General features: G+C 71.9%; 15 protein-coding genes and 1 riboswitch. Of the genes, 7 read left to right on the top strand and 8 right to left on the bottom strand.

Annotated features, from left to right (window positions below):
- The first annotated feature begins 60 nt into the window (after positions 1-60).
- Positions 61-663 carry an isochorismatase family protein gene (locus tag ACIQM4_RS18935; protein ID WP_401592714.1) on the top strand — a complete coding sequence of 201 codons (603 nt, stop codon included), beginning with the start codon at positions 61-63 and terminating at the stop codon, positions 661-663.
- Positions 664-709: 46 nt separating this feature from the next.
- Here the strand turns inward: ACIQM4_RS18935 and ACIQM4_RS18930 are convergent, their stop codons facing one another.
- On the bottom strand, positions 710-1900 hold the full coding sequence (locus ACIQM4_RS18930) for a winged helix DNA-binding domain-containing protein (RefSeq protein WP_401592712.1): 1191 nt from the start codon (positions 1898-1900) through the stop codon (positions 710-712).
- 176 nt (positions 1901-2076) lie between these two features.
- Positions 2077-2209: riboswitch (cobalamin riboswitch) on the top strand.
- 212 nt (positions 2210-2421) lie between these two features.
- On the opposite strand from ACIQM4_RS18930, the gene ACIQM4_RS18925 reads away from it, so the two are divergent.
- The 3 genes from ACIQM4_RS18925 to ACIQM4_RS18915 are packed head-to-tail and all read left to right on the top strand — an operon-like array spanning position 2422 to position 5083.
- Positions 2422-3231 (top strand): FecCD family ABC transporter permease, encoded by an 810-nt coding sequence (locus ACIQM4_RS18925; RefSeq protein WP_401593165.1) that lies wholly within the window; start codon positions 2422-2424, stop codon positions 3229-3231.
- Positions 3231-4010, top strand: coding sequence for an ABC transporter ATP-binding protein (locus tag ACIQM4_RS18920; protein ID WP_401592710.1), 780 nt, complete (start codon positions 3231-3233; stop codon positions 4008-4010). The genes ACIQM4_RS18925 and ACIQM4_RS18920 overlap by 1 nt, the downstream gene beginning before the upstream one ends.
- 20 nt (positions 4011-4030) lie before the next feature.
- Entirely contained in the window at positions 4031-5083 is a 1053-nt protein-coding gene (locus tag ACIQM4_RS18915) for an ABC transporter substrate-binding protein (protein WP_401592708.1), read from the top strand.
- 76 nt (positions 5084-5159) lie between these two features.
- On the opposite strand, the gene ACIQM4_RS18910 is transcribed toward ACIQM4_RS18915, so the two are convergent.
- Together ACIQM4_RS18910 and ACIQM4_RS18905 are read right to left on the bottom strand one after the other, a co-directional pair.
- A complete protein-coding gene (locus tag ACIQM4_RS18910; protein WP_401592706.1) occupies positions 5160-5720 on the bottom strand; it encodes an HPP family protein in 561 nt (186 codons plus the stop codon).
- A gap of 289 nt (positions 5721-6009) precedes the next feature.
- A complete protein-coding gene (locus tag ACIQM4_RS18905) occupies positions 6010-7260 on the bottom strand; it encodes an LCP family protein (protein WP_401592704.1) in 1251 nt (416 codons plus the stop codon).
- Positions 7261-7530: 270 nt separating this feature from the next.
- Between ACIQM4_RS18905 and thpR the strand changes: the two genes are divergently transcribed.
- Positions 7531-8109 carry an RNA 2',3'-cyclic phosphodiesterase gene (gene thpR, locus ACIQM4_RS18900; RefSeq protein ID WP_401592702.1) on the top strand — a complete coding sequence of 193 codons (579 nt, stop codon included), beginning with the start codon at positions 7531-7533 and terminating at the stop codon, positions 8107-8109.
- A 103-nt stretch (positions 8110-8212) separates the two neighbouring features.
- Here the strand turns inward: thpR and rph are convergent, their stop codons facing one another.
- Both rph and ACIQM4_RS18890 read right to left on the bottom strand, forming a co-directional pair.
- Complete coding sequence (gene rph / locus ACIQM4_RS18895) at positions 8213-10909, bottom strand: rifamycin-inactivating phosphotransferase (RefSeq protein ID WP_401592700.1); 2697 nt, start codon at positions 10907-10909, stop codon at positions 8213-8215.
- 244 nt (positions 10910-11153) lie between these two features.
- Positions 11154-12035: an alpha/beta fold hydrolase gene (locus tag ACIQM4_RS18890; RefSeq protein WP_401592698.1), complete on the bottom strand. Its 882-nt coding sequence runs from the start codon at positions 12033-12035 to the stop codon at positions 11154-11156.
- A 205-nt stretch (positions 12036-12240) separates the two neighbouring features.
- Here ACIQM4_RS18890 and ACIQM4_RS18885 point away from each other — a divergent pair, with 205 nt between their 5' ends.
- On the top strand, positions 12241-12531 hold the full coding sequence (locus ACIQM4_RS18885) for a helix-turn-helix domain-containing protein (protein WP_401592696.1): 291 nt from the start codon (positions 12241-12243) through the stop codon (positions 12529-12531).
- The gene (locus ACIQM4_RS18880) at positions 12528-14246 is read left to right on the top strand and encodes a helix-turn-helix domain-containing protein (RefSeq protein ID WP_401592694.1); all 1719 of its coding nucleotides are present in this window, start codon (positions 12528-12530) and stop codon (positions 14244-14246) included. The genes ACIQM4_RS18885 and ACIQM4_RS18880 overlap by 4 nt, the downstream gene beginning before the upstream one ends.
- Before the next feature lie 86 nt (positions 14247-14332).
- Here ACIQM4_RS18880 and ACIQM4_RS18875 read toward each other — a convergent pair whose 3' ends face one another.
- From ACIQM4_RS18875 to ACIQM4_RS18865, 3 genes are all read right to left on the bottom strand, one after another.
- Positions 14333-15205, bottom strand: a complete 873-nt coding sequence (locus ACIQM4_RS18875) for a class I SAM-dependent methyltransferase (protein ID WP_401592692.1) — start codon at positions 15203-15205, stop codon at positions 14333-14335.
- Positions 15206-15292: 87 nt separating this feature from the next.
- Positions 15293-15526 (bottom strand): hypothetical protein, encoded by a 234-nt coding sequence (locus tag ACIQM4_RS18870; RefSeq protein ID WP_401592690.1) that lies wholly within the window; start codon positions 15524-15526, stop codon positions 15293-15295.
- A 75-nt stretch (positions 15527-15601) separates the two neighbouring features.
- Positions 15602-16147 carry a cysteine hydrolase family protein gene (locus tag ACIQM4_RS18865; RefSeq protein WP_401592688.1) on the bottom strand — a complete coding sequence of 182 codons (546 nt, stop codon included), beginning with the start codon at positions 16145-16147 and terminating at the stop codon, positions 15602-15604.
- Positions 16148-16199: the final 52 nt, after the last annotated feature.

The following is a 16199-nucleotide window of genomic DNA, read 5'->3' as shown; positions in this document are numbered from 1 at the left end:
CCCCCTCTCTGCTCCGCCCATTTGTCAGCTGCTCGACCACTCGACCCCGAAGGAATCCTCATGGCGGCGTCCACCACCCTGCGTGAACTGAACGGCTTCTCCGAGGAGCTTCCCCGGCTCAGCGAGTCGACCCTGATCCTGATCGACTTCCAGAACACCTACCGCTCCGGCGTCATGCGGCTCGACGGTGCCGAGGAGGCCGTGGCTGCCGGGGCCAGGTTGCTCGCCGCGGCCCGCGCCGCGGGGGCCCCGGTCGTGCACGTGGTCAACGACGGCGGCGAGGGCACCCCCTACGACATCCGGGCCGAGATCGGTGCGATCAGCGACGAAGTCGCTCCCGCCGACGGCGAGAAGGTCGTCGTCAAGCAGTTCCCCAACGCCTTCCACCGCACGGACCTCCAGGAGGTCCTGGAGGGGCTGGGGAGCAGCGGGAACCTCGTGATCGCCGGGTTCATGACGCACATGTGCGTACTGTTCACCGCCCAGGGTGCCTTCAACCTCGGCCATCGTCCCACCGTCGTCGCCGAGGCCACCGCGACCCGCGCCCTCCGGGCGCCGGACGGCTCCGTGCTCTCGTCGCAGGCGCTGCAGACGGCGAGCCTGACCACCGTCTCCGACCTGTTCGGCACGGTCGTCCACACCGTCGACGAGCTCAAGGCCTGACCGGTCCGGGACGGCGACGGCCCCGGCCGGCCCCGGGAGGGGGCGGTTACCCCGGCAGCAGCCGGGTGGTGTGCGGGTCGGGAGATTTGGCCCACCAGTGGCCGTAGCGGCTGTAGACGCGCGGCTCGCGGTCGGCCAGAAGCGCGGTCAGCGAGCTTGCCTCATCGGCGAGTTGCTCCCACTGTTCGCGCGTCAGCCGGTGGAAGGCGGTGGCCTCGATGCCGCCGTCGACGGGGCGCCACAGCCCGGCCACGTAACCGTCGACCAGCAGGGTCGGCAGTACGTCGCCGTTGTTACGGATGACCAGTCGGCGGTACTCCGACGGGATGATGCGGCTGCGGTCGGCGTACGCCAGCAGGCTGCTGTCCCACATGGCCATGAGGCGGGCCGGCGCCGGAGTGTCCTGCGCCGGGCGCGGTGCGCCGGGGAGGTCGAACAGGGCGGCGCCCGCCGGGCCTTCCAACCGCTCGACCGCGTCGCCCAGCGATTCCAGCGCCTTACGGACAGCAGTGCGTCCCGCCTGGGTGAACTGGGCGATGTCCGCCACCGTCACCGGGCCGAAACCGGCCAGGCAGCGCAGGACGAGGGCCTGCAGCGCTTGCGTCTGCGCTGCCACCGCCGTCTCCGCCGCCTCCGTCTGCCGGGCCCGCGAGCCAACGGGGGCAGGAGCCGGAGCCGGGTGCGGGTGCGCCGCCACGTACGAGGGCCGGGCCCCGAACGACCACGGTCCGCCCGACGGCACATGGACCAGCGGCGCACACGCCCGCAGCCCCCACCAGGCGCCGGCCTGCAACTCAACGCCCAGCTGCTCGCCGACCCAGGCCTCCAGCTCGGCGCCGGTGCGCGGCCGGTCCGCGAAACTCAGCAGGTCCGGTACGAGGAGATCGCAGTCGGCGGGGGTGAGACCGGTGGCCGCGAAGCGGTCGCCGAGCCGCGAGGCGCGCAGGGTCGGCCGCATCGCCTCGCGGAACACCGGGTAGTCGTCGGCCCGCACCGCGTGCAGGGTGAGCCGCAGCAGGGTCGCCTTGACCACCGAACCACGCGTGAACGCCTCGTCCAGGTCGGCGGGGTCGAAGCCGCTGATCCGGTTCCACAGGGCGAGGTACGGCGACGGCGCGTGCTGCGCCTGTAGCGCGACCACCTGTCCGACTGCCTCCTCGACGCTCAACGGCTCTCGCTGCAGCAGGAGTTGGCGGGCCAGGGTGGCGCGGTTGAGCTCGCGTGCGGTGATCTCCATGCACAGGATTGTGCCTGTTCCGCACCCCGGCGGAGCCCCTTCGCGAAAGCGGTCCCACGACAGCGGGCGCAGCACCTGCCGCGCTCCTTCCGGGAGCCGGGCCGTGGGGTCCTGCTGCGGACGACCCTGGATGCCGGCAGACACCTCGGCCGGCCCCTTCCCCCGGCGGGAGCCTGCGTGCGGACCCGTTAAGCTGCAGGCGCCCCGCGGGGGAAGTCCGGTCGAATTCCGGCGCTGACCCGCAACGGTAGGCGGAGCGAACACCACGCTCCGTGAGCCCGATTACCCGCGGCGGTGAAGGCTCCTGACAATTCGCCGTGGACTGCGAGAGGTGCTGCACAGGGCGCCCCGCGTCCCGGGCCGCTGCTTCCGGCGCGCAGCGCACGGCCCGAGGCGAAGGCGAACCGCCCGTGGCCACTTCCTCCTCCACTTCCGCCACCACCTCCGCGACGCCCCCCGAGGCCCGCACCCGTACCCGCCCAGGTGCCGGCAGTGGCGCCGGACCCGCGCCGCCACGGCGGATGTCCGTGCCGGTGCTCGTCGTCGGGCTGGGGGCAGCGCTGCTGGTCTCCCTCGTCTGCGGGGCGGGCCTCGGCGCTTCCGGGCTCGGCTGGGGCGAGGTGGTGCGGTACCTGTGGGCCGGGCTGAGCGGCGGTTCCATATCCGCCGACAAGGTCTCCGCTTACACCATCGTCTGGGAACTGCGCTTCCCGCGCGCCGTGCTGGCCGCCGTCGTCGGGGCCGGGCTGGCCGGCATCGGTGTCGCCGTGCAGGCCATGGTGCGCAACGCGCTGGCCGACCCGTTCGTCCTCGGGATCTCGTCCGGTGCGGCCGTCGGCGCCAACGCAGTGCTGCTCTTCGGGGCGCTCGGCGCGCTCGGGGTGTGGGCGCTGTCGGCCGCCGCCTTCGGGTCCGCGCTGCTCGCGATGGCGCTGGTGTACGCGATCGCCCGCACCCCGCGCGGGCTCACCCCGCTGCGGCTGGTGCTGACGGGGACCGCGCTGTACTACGGCTTCTCGGCCATCACCACGTTCATGGTCTTCGCCGCCGAACGCGGCGAGGCCGCCCGTAGCGCCATGATGTGGCTGCTCGGCAGCCTCGGCGGCGCCAGGGTCCCGCACGCCGTACGGATGCTGGTCGGCGCCGACCACCGCAGGCTGCTGGCCGTCGCCCCACCGGCGGGCGCGGTGCTGCTGGTCTGGGTGGACATCCTCTCCCGCACCCTGCTCGCGCCTGTGGAGCTCCCGGTGGGCGTGCTCACCGCCGCCGTCGGCGTGCCGTGCTTCGTCCTGCTGATGCGCCGCAACTCGTACACCTTCGGAGGCGTGTGATGCGTGTCGACATCGAGGAACTGAGCGTCGAGATCGCGGGGGCCCGGCTGGTCGAGGACGTGACGCTGCGGGCGGGCCCCGGACAGCTCGTCGGGCTCGTCGGGCCCAACGGCAGCGGCAAGTCGACCCTGCTGCGCTGCGTCTACCGGGCGCTGCGGCCCGCCGGCGGGACGGTCAGTCTCGACGGCGAGGACCTGCACGCGATGACCGCGCGCGAAGGTGCCAGGCGGCTGGCCGCGCTGCCCCAGGAGGCCGCCGCCGAGTTCGACTTCACTGTCGCCGAGGTGGTGGCAATGGGACGGCTGCCGCACCAGCGGTCGGTGGCCCGCGCCACCGACGAGGACCGGCAGGTCTGCGCAACCGCGCTGGCCGAGGTCGGCGCCGCCCACCTCGCGGAGCGCGGCTTCCTCACCCTCTCCGGGGGCGAGAAGCAGCGCGTACTGATCGCCCGCGCGCTCGCCCAGCAGCCCCGCGTGCTCGTCCTCGACGAACCCACCAACCACCTCGACATCGCCCAGCAGCTCGACGTGCTGGCGCTGGTGCGCGGCAGCGGGCTGACCGTGCTCACCGCACTGCACGACCTCAACCTCGCGGCGCTCCACTGCGACCTGCTGTACGTCATCGAGGCGGGCCGCATCGTGGCCCACGGCGCACCGCACGACGTGCTCACGCCCGAGCTGCTCGCGGACGTCTTCGGCGTACGGGCGCACCGGGTGCCGCACCCCGAGTCCGGCGCCGTACAGCTGCTGTTCGACCGCCTTCTGCCCGCCACCTCCTGAACCTGAACGGACCCGCCCCCATGCGCAAGCCCCCGCGTCATTCCGTACGCCCCGCCGTCCTCGCACTCGCCCTCGCGACGGCCGCCGCCCTCACCGGCTGCGGCGCTCAGGTCACCCCGGCCGCCGGGGGCCAGGACGGCAGGGCCGCCGCCGGCTCCCACTACCCGGTGACCGTGGAGAACTGCGGCGAGCAGAAGACCTACACCAAGGCCCCGCAGCGCGTGGTCACCAACGACGTCGGCATCACCGAGATCATGTTCGCCCTCGGCCTGGAGAAGCACATGGCCGGCTTCGTGATGCCCGACGACAAGGGCGACCTCGCCTCGGTCCCCTGGAGCTCCGGCTACGACAAGGTCAAGTGGCTCTCGAAGAAGCAGATCAACAAGGAGATGGCCCTCGACGCCCGCGCCGACCTCGTCTTCGCGGGCTGGAACTACGGCTTCAACGAGGGCGAGGGATTCACCCCCGCCGACCTGAAGAAGGTCGGCATCGACTCCTACCTCCTGAGCGAGTCCTGCCGCAACGGACGGGGCGGCACCGCCCGCGGCGTGATGCCCCCGCTCGACGCGCTCTACACCGACCTGCTCAACCTGGGGAAGGTCTTCGACGTCGAGGACCGTGCCGAGGCCCTCGTCACGAAGTTCCGCAAGCAGGTGGCCGACGCGCAGGCCGGGGCGCTCAAGGGGGCCGACCGGCCGCGGGTCTTCCTGTACGACGGCGGCCAGGACAAGCCGTTCACGTCCGGCCTGTACGCCGCGCCCCACGACATCATCACCAGGGCGGGCGGCGACCACGTGATGAAGGACCTCAAGGACAGCTGGGCGACGGTGGGCTGGGAGACCGTGGTGGAACGGGACCCTGAGGTGATCGTGATCAACGACTACGGTGACACGACCGCCGAGCAGAAGCGGAAGTTCCTGAAGTCGTACCCGCCGCTCGCACAGGTCTCGGCGGTCAAGAACGACAGGATCGTCGTCCTCGACTACGCGGACCTGGTGGAGAGCCCGCGCAACCCCGCGGCCGTCGCCTCGCTCGCCGCGGACCTCAAGAGGCTCCGGGTGACCCGCTCCTGAGCCCGCCCGCCCGCGCGACGACGGCGGCTCACCACCGGTAGATCTCACCACCGGTAGATCTCACCACCAGTAGTTCTCACCACCAGTAGACGGGGTACTTCGGAGCGCCGCGCCGCAGCCGGGAGGCGACGTACTCGGTCAGCACCATCAGTACCGCGGCCCCGAGCAGCAGCGGTACGAACCGCCCCGGGGCCGGTGTCTGCAGCACGATGACCACGGCGGTGGCGCACGCGGGAGAGTGCGGGGTGCGGCCGATCGTCATCAGCGCCAGGGTCACCCCGGCCGCCACGGCCGCCGCCCAGGCGCTGCTGCCCATCGCCGCCAGCGTGCCGTAACCGGCCACGACCGCCAGCAGATGGCTGACGACCACGCTGCGCGGCTGGGCCAGCGGCATGGTCGGCGCGCTGTGCACGAGGGCGGCGCTGGCGGCGAGCGAGGGTATGAGCACGGGCTCGTGGATCGCCGCCCCTATCGCCACGAGGCCCAGCAGAAGCGCGGTGGCGACGCCCACGGTGTGCAGTGCGGCGGCCGGCGCGGGCCGGGCGGGGGCCTGGCCCGCGATCTTCCGACGGCGGACTCCTGGCTCCGGCGGCACCGGGGGGTCGGACGCGGGACGCGGGGCGGCGCCGAGACTCATGGGCAACGCATTTCGGCTGGACGACAGGGGGACGGGGGCAGGGGGGCGGGCGGTCGGCCGCGGGGCAGGTGCGGTCTGGATCTTACGTCAACCGTGCGTCACGCAGGATGTGTTGAAGCCCTGGCTTAAGGACGCACATGGTGACCTGCCACACGGACCGGACCGGACCGGACCGAACCGGCCGGGACCGCCACCGCCACCGCAGACGAAGCCCGCACGCGGACCGGACCCGTCACCCTGATCGAGGGCCGCCCCCGCGTGCGCCGCGCGAGCGCACCGCCCCGAGCGCTCAGTTCCCCTTGACGACCTTGCCCGCGTCGACCTTCTCGCCGGCCGAGTCCTCGATGACCGACGGCGGGATCGGCTTGTCCGCCTTGAGTGAGAGCCAGAGCAGGTCGGACTGTTCCTTGAGCGGGACGACCCGGTCGGGGTCCTTCTCGTCGTAGTCGATGGGCAGCGTGATCATGTTCAGGTTCTTCGGCTCGATGCCGGTCAGGCTGTTGGCGAAGCCGATCAGCGAGGTGACCGAGCTGAGCCCGGAGTCGGTGGTGAGCGTGCCCGTGGCGGTGTCGGCGAGGTCGAACAGCTTCTTCGGGTTGCTGAAGATGCCGATGTCCTTGACCTGGTCCATCAGGGCCTTGACGAAGGCCTGCTGGAGCTGGATGCGGCCGAGGTCGCTGCTGTCGCCGACGCTCTTGCGGGTGCGTACGAGGCCCAGGGACTGCTCCCCGTTCAGCTGGTGGGTACCGGCCGGGAGGTTGAGGTGGCTCTTGGGGTCGTTGATCGCCTTGTTGGTGGTGATGGGCACACCGCCGAGGGTGTCGACGAGCTTCTTGAAGCCGGAGAAGTCGACTTCCAGGTAGTGGTCCATGCGGATGCCGGACAGCTGCTCCGCGGTCTTGATCGCGCAGATGGGCCCGCCGACCTCGAACGCGGTGTTGAACATCTGCCGGTCGGCGGCAGGCTTGAGCTCGGTGCGGCCCTGACACTCGGGCCGGTGGACCAGGGTGTCGCGCGGGATCGAGACGACGCTGGCCTTCTCGCTCCCCTTGTGGACGTGCACGATCATCGCGGTGTCGGAGCGGGCGTTGCCCACGTCCTCGCCGTACTTCTGGTTCTCGTCGCCCTGCCGCGAGTCGGAGCCGAGGACGAGGATGTCGAGGGAGCCGTTGTCCACGTCCGCCGGCCGGCTGCCGCCGAGCGCACTGTCGACGTCGATGCTCTTGAGGTTCCCGTCCAGCGTGAAGTACAGCCAGCCGAGGCCGACTCCGCCGACGAGCAGCACACCGGCGAGGGCCCAGACCAACAGCGCGAGCTTGCTGCGCGGTCTGCGCTTGCCGCGCCGGTTCGCGGCTCTGCCTCTGCCACCGGACTGGGCGCGGCGGGCGGCGGCGCGGCCCGCGTACTCGGGGGCGGAGTCCGCACCGCGCACGTCCTCCTGCTGTCCAGGGGCCGCGGGCTGCTGCGCACGGCGGCCGCCGCTCTGCTTCCGGCGGCTGCCGGCGGACGGTATTCGGTCGCTCCTGCCACGGTTGCCCATGTGCTCCTCAACTCCTCGTGATGCCCGCGTACCCCCTGCCGCCATGGAACGGGGAATGGGAAAGTCGACACTTCGCGCACGCCCGGCGCGGACGTTGCCAGGTCAGACGTTCGAACATGCAGAAGGGTTGCACACGAAAAGGCCACACCTGCGCCGCCGGGTGTCCATGTAATGGGAAGCAATATTTGCGCTTCAGGGCAAGGCGGCCGACAAGGCGCGCAAAGGGGGCCGGAGTCTGGCGCACCATCCGCATACGGTACGAATTCCCATGTGAACGAACCCCTCCGGCCCGCGACCGTGCGCGCCTTCGTCGCCCTCGCCCCGCCCGACGAGGCGAAGGCCGAGCTCGAACAGGCCCTGCGCCCCGCCTACGACGCGCACCCGCGGCTGCGGTGGAACCGCATCGAGGACTGGCACATCACGCTGGCGTTCCTCGGTGAACTCCCGGTCGGGAAGGTCGCGCTGCTGCGCCCGCCGTTGGCCGGCCTCGCGGCCGGCCGTTCGCCGCTCTCCCTGTCACTGTGCGGTGGCGGGCACTTCGACGAGCGGGTGCTGTGGAGCGGTGTCGGCGGGGACCTCGACGCGCTGCACCGGCTCGCCACCGAAGTGCGGGACGTGGTCAGGGACTGCGGCATCCCGTTCGAGGACCGGCCGCTGCGTCCGCACCTGACGCTGGCCCGTGCGCGGCGGACCGACCCGGCCGCCGCCGCGCAGGCGGCGGCCGGGCTCGCGCACTTCACGGGCGGCCCCTGGCCGACCGACCGCCTGCACCTCGTCGGCAGCAACTTCGGCCGCGGCCCGGGGCCGATCCGCTATCAGGACATCGAGGCCTGGAGCTTCGCAGGCTGATCCGCGGGCCGGAGCGCTGGTACGTCGCGAAGCGCCGGTGCGTCGCAAGGCGCCCTCTGAGGGGAAGCACCGTAGCGCCGGGGGCAACTCCCTCCGGAGTTTGCTAGGCCGTGCTGCCGTCGGCGGACAGGAGCTCGACGTAGCCGTCGGTGCCGTGCACGCGGATGCGCTGGCCGTCACGGATCACGCGGGTGGCATCCGCCACGCCCACGACGGCGGGCAGACCGTACTCGCGCGCGATGACCGCGCCGTGGGTCATCAGGCCGCCGACCTCCGTCACCAGGCCCGCGATGCCGACGAACAGCGGTGACCAGCTGGGGTCGGTGAAGGTGGTGACGAGGATGTCGCCCGCCGCAAGGTCGGCGTCCGCGATGTCGAGGACGACGCGGGCCCTTCCTTCGACGGTCCCGGCCGAGACCGCCAGACCGGTCAGGGCGCCGTCCGGCACGTCGTCGCGGCGGTACGCGCCGAAGAGGGCCTCGCCGTCCGAGGTGAGCACCCGGGGCGGGGTGAGCGACCGGTGGGCGAGGAACGCCTCCTTGCGCCGGCGCAGGAGCCGTTCGTCGACCTGCTGCGAGCGCACGACCTCGCGCAGTTCCTGAAAGGTGAGGTAGAAGATGTCCTCCGGCTCCCGGAGCACCCCGGCCCGTGCCAGGCGGCCTGCCTCGGCCGTCAGAGCCTGCTTGTAGACGAAGTAGCGGCTGATGATCCCGTACTTCGGGTACTCCCGGTACCCGATGAAGGTGCGGACCCGGTCGATCGTGCGCCGGGTCTCGTCCGCCTTACGGTCACCGTCCGGCAGCGCCCGCAGACGTGCCAGCACCTCCTGTTCCTTGGCCTTCGCCCGCTGCCGCCCCTGTTCGAAGCGGTGCTCGGCGGCGCCGGGACCGAAGTTCCTGACGTTGTCGAGGATCACCGGGACGAGGGTGGTGGGACGCTCGCGCCAACGCGGCCTCGTGATGTCGATCTCGCCGACGCAGCGCATGCCGTACCGGTCGAGGTAGGCCTCCAGCGCGTCGCGCGCCTCGGGACCGCCGGGCACCTTCGCCAGCTCGTCCAGGAAGCTCTCGTCGTCGACGCGCGGCGAGGCGTCTACGGCGGACACGTCCTGCCCCTGTGCGTGCTGCACGTCCTGGAGGAACGCCACGACCTCCGCGCGGGGGCGGATCACGTCGGCGACGTCGAGCAGCGCGAGACCCATCTCCGAGGTGATGTTGTCCGGGGCGGACAGCGTGAGCGTGTCAGCGGCGTTCTTCTCGCCCAGCCACTCCTGGAGCTTTTCGTTGAGCCACCACGTCCCCTCCATCCCCGCCATGATCGCCTGCATGCTCAACGGGTCGCCGAGCACCCGCTTGTGCTCCTCGAAGGCCTCCAGCAGGAAGTCGAACAGGGCGGGGCCGGTCTTCGTGCTGATGTCGTGTGCCAACGCGGCGACGGAAGCCTCGCTGCGCCGGATCAGCTCGGTGACGACGGCCGGGTCGGTCTCGATCGGGGCGGGGGCGGGGGCGGGGGCCGGGGCGGGAGCGGTCCCGGCCGGCGGTGCGGGCGGGGCCGCGTCCGGCACCAGCGGGACGAAGTCGTCACGCTCCAGCACGGTCTCCAGCGCGTCCCTGACCAGCGGGTCGCCCTTGCCCATCAGGTCGAGCAGGGCGGCGCGGCCCGCGGGCGACGCCAGCCGCCGGGTCACGTCGACGAACAGCCGCCCGCCGGCCTCGTGCATGGGGACCATGGCCGTCAGCTGCCACATGGAGTACCCCAGCGGCTTCATGGCGTCGGTCATCATCTGCTGATGGCCGGTGGAGATGTAGACGCGGTTCTCCCGGTCGCCGGGCGCGGGGACGGGAACGGGGAACAGCGTGGTGATCGGCCGGCTCTGGACGATCTGGAAACCGTCGTCGGCCAGACACCACTCGATGTCCTGCGGACTGCCGAAGTGCGCCTCGATGCGCCGCCCCAACCGCACGAGCGCAACGACCTGTTCGTCGGTCAGCGCGGCCTGCTCCTGCTGCCGGTCGTCGAGCGCGACCTCCCGGGTGCCGCCGCCGGGCACCGCGTGCAGGGCCAGCCGCTTGGCGCCGATCGCCCTGGTGACGACCGCGTCGTCGCGCACCGTGTAGACGTCCGGGTTCACCAGGCCGGAGACCAGTGCCTCGCCGAGACCGAACCCGGCGTCCACGGTGGCGACCTTCCTGTTGCCTGTGACGGGGTCGGCCGTGAACAGGATGCCGGCCGCGCGCGGGAGGACCATCTGCTGCACGACCACGGCCATGTGGACCGTACGGTGATCGATGCCGTGCCGTCGGCGGTAGGTGACCGCCCGCTCGGTGAACAGCGAGGCCCAGCACCGGCTGACGTGCTGGAGGACCGCGGCGGGCCCCACGACGTTCAGATAGGTGTCCTGCTGGCCGGCGAAGGAGGCCGTCGGCAGGTCCTCCGCGGTCGCGCTGGACCGGACGGCGTAGGCGGTGTGCTCGCCGTGCCTGGCGAGCGCGCCAATGATCGCCGTCGCCGGTCCGTCCGGCAGGGCGATGCCCTGGACGGTCCGGCGGATCTCCGCACTGAGCGCCGCGATCGCCCGCTGGTCGTCCGGGCGTACGCGCGACAACCGGTCGAGCAGCTCGTCGAGCGCCGGCTCCCGCGCGACGACCTCCCGGAAGGCGTCGGTCGTCACGCAGAAGCCGCCGGGGACGCGGATGCCCTCGACCTGTGACAGCGCGCCCAGGTGTGCGCCCTTGCCGCCGACCACCGCGATCTGCGTTTCGTCGACCTCGTGAAGGTCTCTCACGTACTGCTCGTTCATCGTGTTCCTCTGACGCGTCGGTCCACCGCACTGGCCACCACGGACATTTCCGCAGGTTAGGGGCTGGGTCGACGATTCTGCGCCATCACGGGGGCCTTGCCGCAAGCCCCCCGGTGCGCTATATCTTGGGAGTGGCAAGGAGAGTGTTCTCCTTGCCTTCGCTGTGTCCGGGGGCGTTTTTCCCTGCTCCCGGGGCGATGCGAGGGCGCGTCCGGGGCCTCCCGCCGCTGCGAGCACTCTCGGCTCAGCGGCTCTCCTCCAGTACGTGCCGCAGGGTCTTGGCGAACTCCTCAGGCGCGCCCTGCTGGCCGAACTCCCCGCCCAGGAAGCCTCCGTGATGGCTCGGGAACACCGTCGGCGTGCTGCCGAGTCCCGCCGCCACACCTGCCGCGGCGCGAGCGGCGAACTCACCTTCGGACTCCTGCCCGGCCGCGATCACGATGCGGGTGGGGGCGGCGCGCAGGGCGTCGAAGTCGGGGGTGAACGTCGTGCAGCCGCGGATGTTCTGCCCGAGCAGCGGATCGTCGCGGCCACCGTCGTCCTCGGCCGGCAGGCCGAAGTCGGTGGGGGAGGGGGCGGGCTCGTTCGCCCAGTCGGCCGTGAAGGGCCCCTTCCGGCTGGTCACCGCGATGAACTTGGCCATCGCGGGCCCGACCCCGTCCCGCAGGTACGTCGCGTGGATGTCCGCGCAGACCGCCAGCGCGGCCTCCCGGTCCGGCAGTACCTGCGCGGTCGGCGGTTCGTGCGCGACGAGGGTGCGTACCAGCCCGGGGCTGTCCGCGACCAGGGCGAGCGCGTTGACCGCACCGCCGCTGCTCGCGAACGTGTCCACCGGGCCCGCCCCGACCGCCTCGATGACACTGCGCAGGTCCTCGGCGTGCTCCCGCGGCGTCGACTCCGCCGCGCCGTCGTCGCGCGTACTGCGGCTCACGCCTCTCGGGTCGTACGTGAGGACCGTACGGTCGGGGAAGTGGGAGGCCAGCGAGGTGAAGCCGCTCGCGTCCATCGGCGAACCGACCAGGAACAGAACGGTGTCGTCGTCCGTGCGGTTCCCCGCGGCACGGCGGATGTCGTAGGTCAGGGTGGCGCCGCCCACGGACAGCGTGCGGGTCTCTGCTGCGGTCATTTTCCTGCTCCTCGGGCGTGTGGCGGCGCGACGTGTGTCCTTCGTGGGCCGCTCGGTGTGCGCTGTATGAATAGACCGCCGCGGCGCCCGGAACTCATCGGTCACCCGCCCGCGCCCCCTGTCGGCAACGAAGGTGCAAGCAACGCGCGCCGGAGCGGAGTTTCATGCGTAAGGCGCATCGATTCCACTTGATAGGTTGCGTGGCATGGGAATGAGCTTGGAGGAGTCACTGCGGCTGACGGTGGCCGCGCTGATGCAGGCGACGGGTGACTCGCAGCGGGGGATCGCGGAGGCGCTGGGGCTGACGCAGACGCAGGTGTCGCGCCGCCAGTCCGGTACCGCCTCGTGGCAACTGGACGACGTGGACGCACTCGCGGGCCACTACGGAGTTCACCCGCTGGAACTGCTCGACGGCCCGACCCGGGCGTGCGACGCCCTGCCCGAGGCGCGGCTGCGCACGGCGAGGGAGAAGGAGAAGAGGGGGGCGGTCCGATGAGCGTCTCCGCCCCCCGCCCCGGCTCCCGCCCTGACTCCGGCTCCCGCCCCGACTCCGGCTCACGCCCTGACCTCGGTGCCGGTCCCTCCGGTGCCGGTCCTTCCGGTGCCGGTCCTTCCGGTGCCGGGTTCGACGCGATCGACTCGTTGCTCTCCGCCGTCGCCCCGCCCGCCGTGCTCCCCGATCCCGGTGTGCGCCGCGCGCTGCGCGAACGCGCCCATCTCTCCAAGGCCCAGATCGCCAGGGCGCTCGGCGTCAGCCCCAGTACCGTCGGCGGCTGGGAGGCGGGGCGCGACCCGGTCGGTGAGATCCGTACCAAGTACGCGTACCTGCTCGACGGGCTGCGGGAAAGGCTGGGGGACCCGGCGGCGCAGGCTGAAGGCGGGCCGGACGACGCCGACGCGGACGACGCCGACGAGGACGCCGGAGCGGAGCCGGGTCCTGAGCCCTACGACGCCGACTGGGCCGCCCCGGCCGAGCAGGAGCCCGACGGAGACGTCGAGGCCCTGGCCGCCCCCGAGCCGTGTGTGCTGTGCGGGCGCCCCGCCCTGCACCGGATGGACGGATTCGCGCAGCACCTGGACCCCGCCGACTGCCAGGCTGCGCCCTCCGCGGACCCCTCCCCGGAGACACGTGTGGAGAAGGACGCACCGAAGGCCGCGGCGACGGGCGCGGCGAGGGATACGGCGACGCGAACGCCGAAGGACGCGGCGAAGCGAACCGCCAAGCGAGCGGCAGCAGGGAAGCCGCCCCGTGGCCGTGCGTTCCAGGACGAGTCAGGGCCGGGCGACCTCATCACCGAGGCCGTCCGGGCGGCCCTCTCCGACCACGAGGGCGACGTCGACGACGCGATCGCCGCGCTGCTGAAGCGGGCGATCCCCGACGCGATGCGGCTGCTCGACGAGACCCGCAAGGGCGGCAGGTACGACGTCGTCGCCCACCCCTGGGTCCCGGACGTCCTGCGCAAACAGACCGCCAAGGGCGCGGACCAGATCTGGGAGGCCCGTCCGAAGTGGACCCGGCGCGAACTCCCGGCCGGTGCCCACGAGGTGACCGCGCTCGACATGAACGGCGCGTACCTCTCCGCCCTGAAGACCCACCTCCCGCTCGGCCAGCTCGAACACTCCACGGGCTTCGGCTTCGACCGCCGCCGCGCCGGGGTCCACCTGATCACCCCGCCCGAGTGGGAGCACGAGGACCTGTTGCCCAACCCGATCGGCAACCGTGACGAGCCTGGGCCGCTCTGGGTCACCGAGCCGACCCTCCGCCTGCTGCTGCGGCTCTCGGGGCCCAGGCACCAGCTCTGCGCCCCGCCCGAGATCCACGAGTCGTACACCTCGGGTGCGACGGAGGGCCTGCTGGAGAAGTTCCGGGTCGCGCTCAAGGAGGCCCGTGACACGGCGATCGCCGAGGACGACGAGGTGACGCTGGAGTACGTCAAGGCGATGTACTCGAAGTTCGTCTCGACGATGGGGGAGTCGAACTACAACCGGGAGCTGTACCGCCCGGACTGGATGCACCTCATCCGCTCCCAGGCCTTCGCCAACCTCTGGATGAAGGCGCTCAAGGCCCACGACGAGGGCCTGCACGTCGTACGGGCCATGGGCACCGACGAACTCCATGTGATCGGCGACTGGCGCGAGGTCTTCCCCGAGGGCCGGGGGGTCACCGAGGTCAAGGTGAAGGACGTGTACACCGTCGGCGACGCGCAGTAGCTCTCGCGAGGGCATGAGCCGGAAGAGGCGTCAGGGCCCGGAAGGGCGTCGGGGCCCGGAAGAGGCGTCAGGGCCCGGAAGAGTCGTCAGGGTCCGGAAGACGCTTTGCGGCCCCAGGCCGAGACCAACGGGGCGGTGGCCAGGTCGAGTCGGCCGGTGTCCACGTGCGTCAGATGACGGTCGATCTCCTCGTCGGTAGCGATCCCCGCCGCCACCAGCCGGCCCCGGATCTGCCGTACCGTCGCCGCCTCCAGGACGGTGCAGGCCGGTGAGGTGATCGGGAAGTAGGCGTCGGCCCGTACGTCGTGCAGCCCTGCCTCGCGCAGCAGCCGGGGCAGGGTCCTGCCGTAGGAGAGGTCGGCGCCCCGCGAGGCCATAAGTTCCCGGAAACCGGCTCGCAGCCGGTTGGCCAGCCGCTGCTCCGGCCCCGACTCGTCCGGGCACAACAGCGGCTGGAGTCCCGGGTCGGCGTCCTCCAGGAGCAGAACGCCACCGGGCTTCAGCGCCTGGACCATGCGGCGCAGCGCCTCGGCGCGGTCCACGACGTGCACCAGCACCAGCCGGGCGTGCACCAGGTCGAAGCCGCCCGGCGGCGGCGGATCCGCCGCGACGTCGTGGCGCAGGACCTCGACCACCGGGGAGGCGGCCTGCCGGGCCCACGACACGTCGATGTCCGTGCACACCACCCGTCCCGAGGCGCCGACCCGGGCGGCGAGACCCGCGGGGACCGAGGGGCCGCCCGCTCCCACCTCCCAGCACCGCATTCCCTCGGTGAGCCCGAGCCGGTCGACGTGCCGGAACGTCACCGGGTCGAACAGCTCGGCCAGCGCGCCGAACCGGACGCCCGCCTCCGACTGCTGGTTGTCCAGCAGATAGCCCTGACCCGCCGGGCCTTCCGGCTGCTCCGTGCCGCGCCCCGCCGGGCCTCCCGGCTGCTCCGAGCCGCGCGCGCCGCCCATGCCCCGACCGCCCTCTCCGTCCGTCGTCCTCGTCCGCCGCGGCGCGCACCAACTGTCAGCAAGGTCAGCACCACCGCCGTCGGTCAATCAGTCGTGCGAGGCGTCCTCCTGGGCCTCCTCGTTCGTGGAGAGCGCGTCCCCAGCCTCCCCGTCGTGCTTCGGGGGCAGGTCCGTCCGGCCCACGTCGTGGGTCTCGGCCTCCTCGAACTCCTTGAGGACCTCGCCGAGGGCGGTGCCGGGGTGGTCGGTGGCCGGCGTCTCGTGGTCCTGGGCGTCGTTCCCGCCGGTGTCCTGGTCGGACTGGTGCTGGGGGCTGGTCATGTGCGGTCACTCCCTGATCGGTGTGGATGTGCGTCCGCGTGTGGACGCGGGGGATGTGGGGATGGGGGGAAGCGGTCACGGGCCGCCGAAGTCGACCTCGGCCGTGTCGAGGACCCGGGCGCCCATGTTGCGCTCCATCATCCGCAGCGCCGCGTCGGCGAGGTCCGTATGGATGTGGGCGACCGCGTCCCGGGGGATGCTCACGTCGAGGTGACGGATGTGGGCGTCGAGCGCCGAGTACAGGACGCACTGCTCGGTGACCTGGCCGCACAGCACGACATGGTCGATGTGGTGCTGGGCGAGGAGGTAGCTGAGCGGTGTCTCGTAGAAGATCGAGTGCCGTGCCTTGATGACGAAGAGCGACTTCTCGTCGGGGGCGAGTGGGCGTACGAGGTCGGCGTGCGGTCCTTCCAGTGCGGCCTGGACGATCTCGCCGTGGTGCGAGCGCCACTCGCCGAAGTTGTCGTTGGCGTAGATCACGGGGACATGCGCGCGACGGGCCCGTTCGATCAGCTGCACGATGGCGGGGACGGTGGCCGCGGCGGACGGGAGCAGCTGGTCCGCGTCCTCGTGCGTATACGTGTTGATCATGTCGATGACGATGAGTGCGCTCTCTCCCATGCCTTCCACCTTGCCGTCCGCGGGCGCTTCCCGCTCTCTCGCACACCTGGCC

Origin of the sequence: Streptomyces sp. NPDC091272 (assembly GCF_044757485.1) — a bacterium.
In the GTDB taxonomy this organism is placed as follows: Bacteria; Actinomycetota; Actinomycetes; order Streptomycetales; family Streptomycetaceae; genus Streptomyces.
The sequence above is the reverse complement of the archived record's forward strand: the minus strand, read 5'-3'. Positions and strand labels throughout refer to the sequence as shown.

Bases quoted from the DNA above. Each gene is read 5' to 3' on its own strand.
- ACIQM4_RS18890 (WP_401592698.1), bottom strand. From the start codon at position 12,035: ATGACCGCAGCAGAGACCCGCACGCTGTCCGTGGGCGGCGCCACCCTG.
- ACIQM4_RS18915 (WP_401592708.1), top strand. From the start codon at position 4,031: ATGCGCAAGCCCCCGCGTCATTCCGTACGCCCCGCCGTCCTCGCACTC.
- rph (WP_401592700.1), bottom strand. From the start codon at position 10,909: ATGAACGAGCAGTACGTGAGAGACCTTCACGAGGTCGACGAAACGCAG.
- ACIQM4_RS18920 (WP_401592710.1), top strand. From the start codon at position 3,231: ATGCGTGTCGACATCGAGGAACTGAGCGTCGAGATCGCGGGGGCCCGG.
- ACIQM4_RS18880 (WP_401592694.1), top strand. From the start codon at position 12,528: ATGAGCGTCTCCGCCCCCCGCCCCGGCTCCCGCCCTGACTCCGGCTCC.
- ACIQM4_RS18870 (WP_401592690.1), bottom strand. From the start codon at position 15,526: ATGACCAGCCCCCAGCACCAGTCCGACCAGGACACCGGCGGGAACGAC.
- ACIQM4_RS18925 (WP_401593165.1), top strand. From the start codon at position 2,422: ATGTCCGTGCCGGTGCTCGTCGTCGGGCTGGGGGCAGCGCTGCTGGTC.
- ACIQM4_RS18905 (WP_401592704.1), bottom strand. From the start codon at position 7,260: ATGGGCAACCGTGGCAGGAGCGACCGAATACCGTCCGCCGGCAGCCGC.
- ACIQM4_RS18930 (WP_401592712.1), bottom strand. From the start codon at position 1,900: ATGGAGATCACCGCACGCGAGCTCAACCGCGCCACCCTGGCCCGCCAA.
- ACIQM4_RS18935 (WP_401592714.1), top strand. From the start codon at position 61: ATGGCGGCGTCCACCACCCTGCGTGAACTGAACGGCTTCTCCGAGGAG.
- ACIQM4_RS18865 (WP_401592688.1), bottom strand. From the start codon at position 16,147: ATGGGAGAGAGCGCACTCATCGTCATCGACATGATCAACACGTATACG.
- ACIQM4_RS18875 (WP_401592692.1), bottom strand. From the start codon at position 15,205: ATGGGCGGCGCGCGCGGCTCGGAGCAGCCGGGAGGCCCGGCGGGGCGC.
- ACIQM4_RS18910 (WP_401592706.1), bottom strand. From the start codon at position 5,720: ATGAGTCTCGGCGCCGCCCCGCGTCCCGCGTCCGACCCCCCGGTGCCG.
- ACIQM4_RS18885 (WP_401592696.1), top strand. From the start codon at position 12,241: ATGGGAATGAGCTTGGAGGAGTCACTGCGGCTGACGGTGGCCGCGCTG.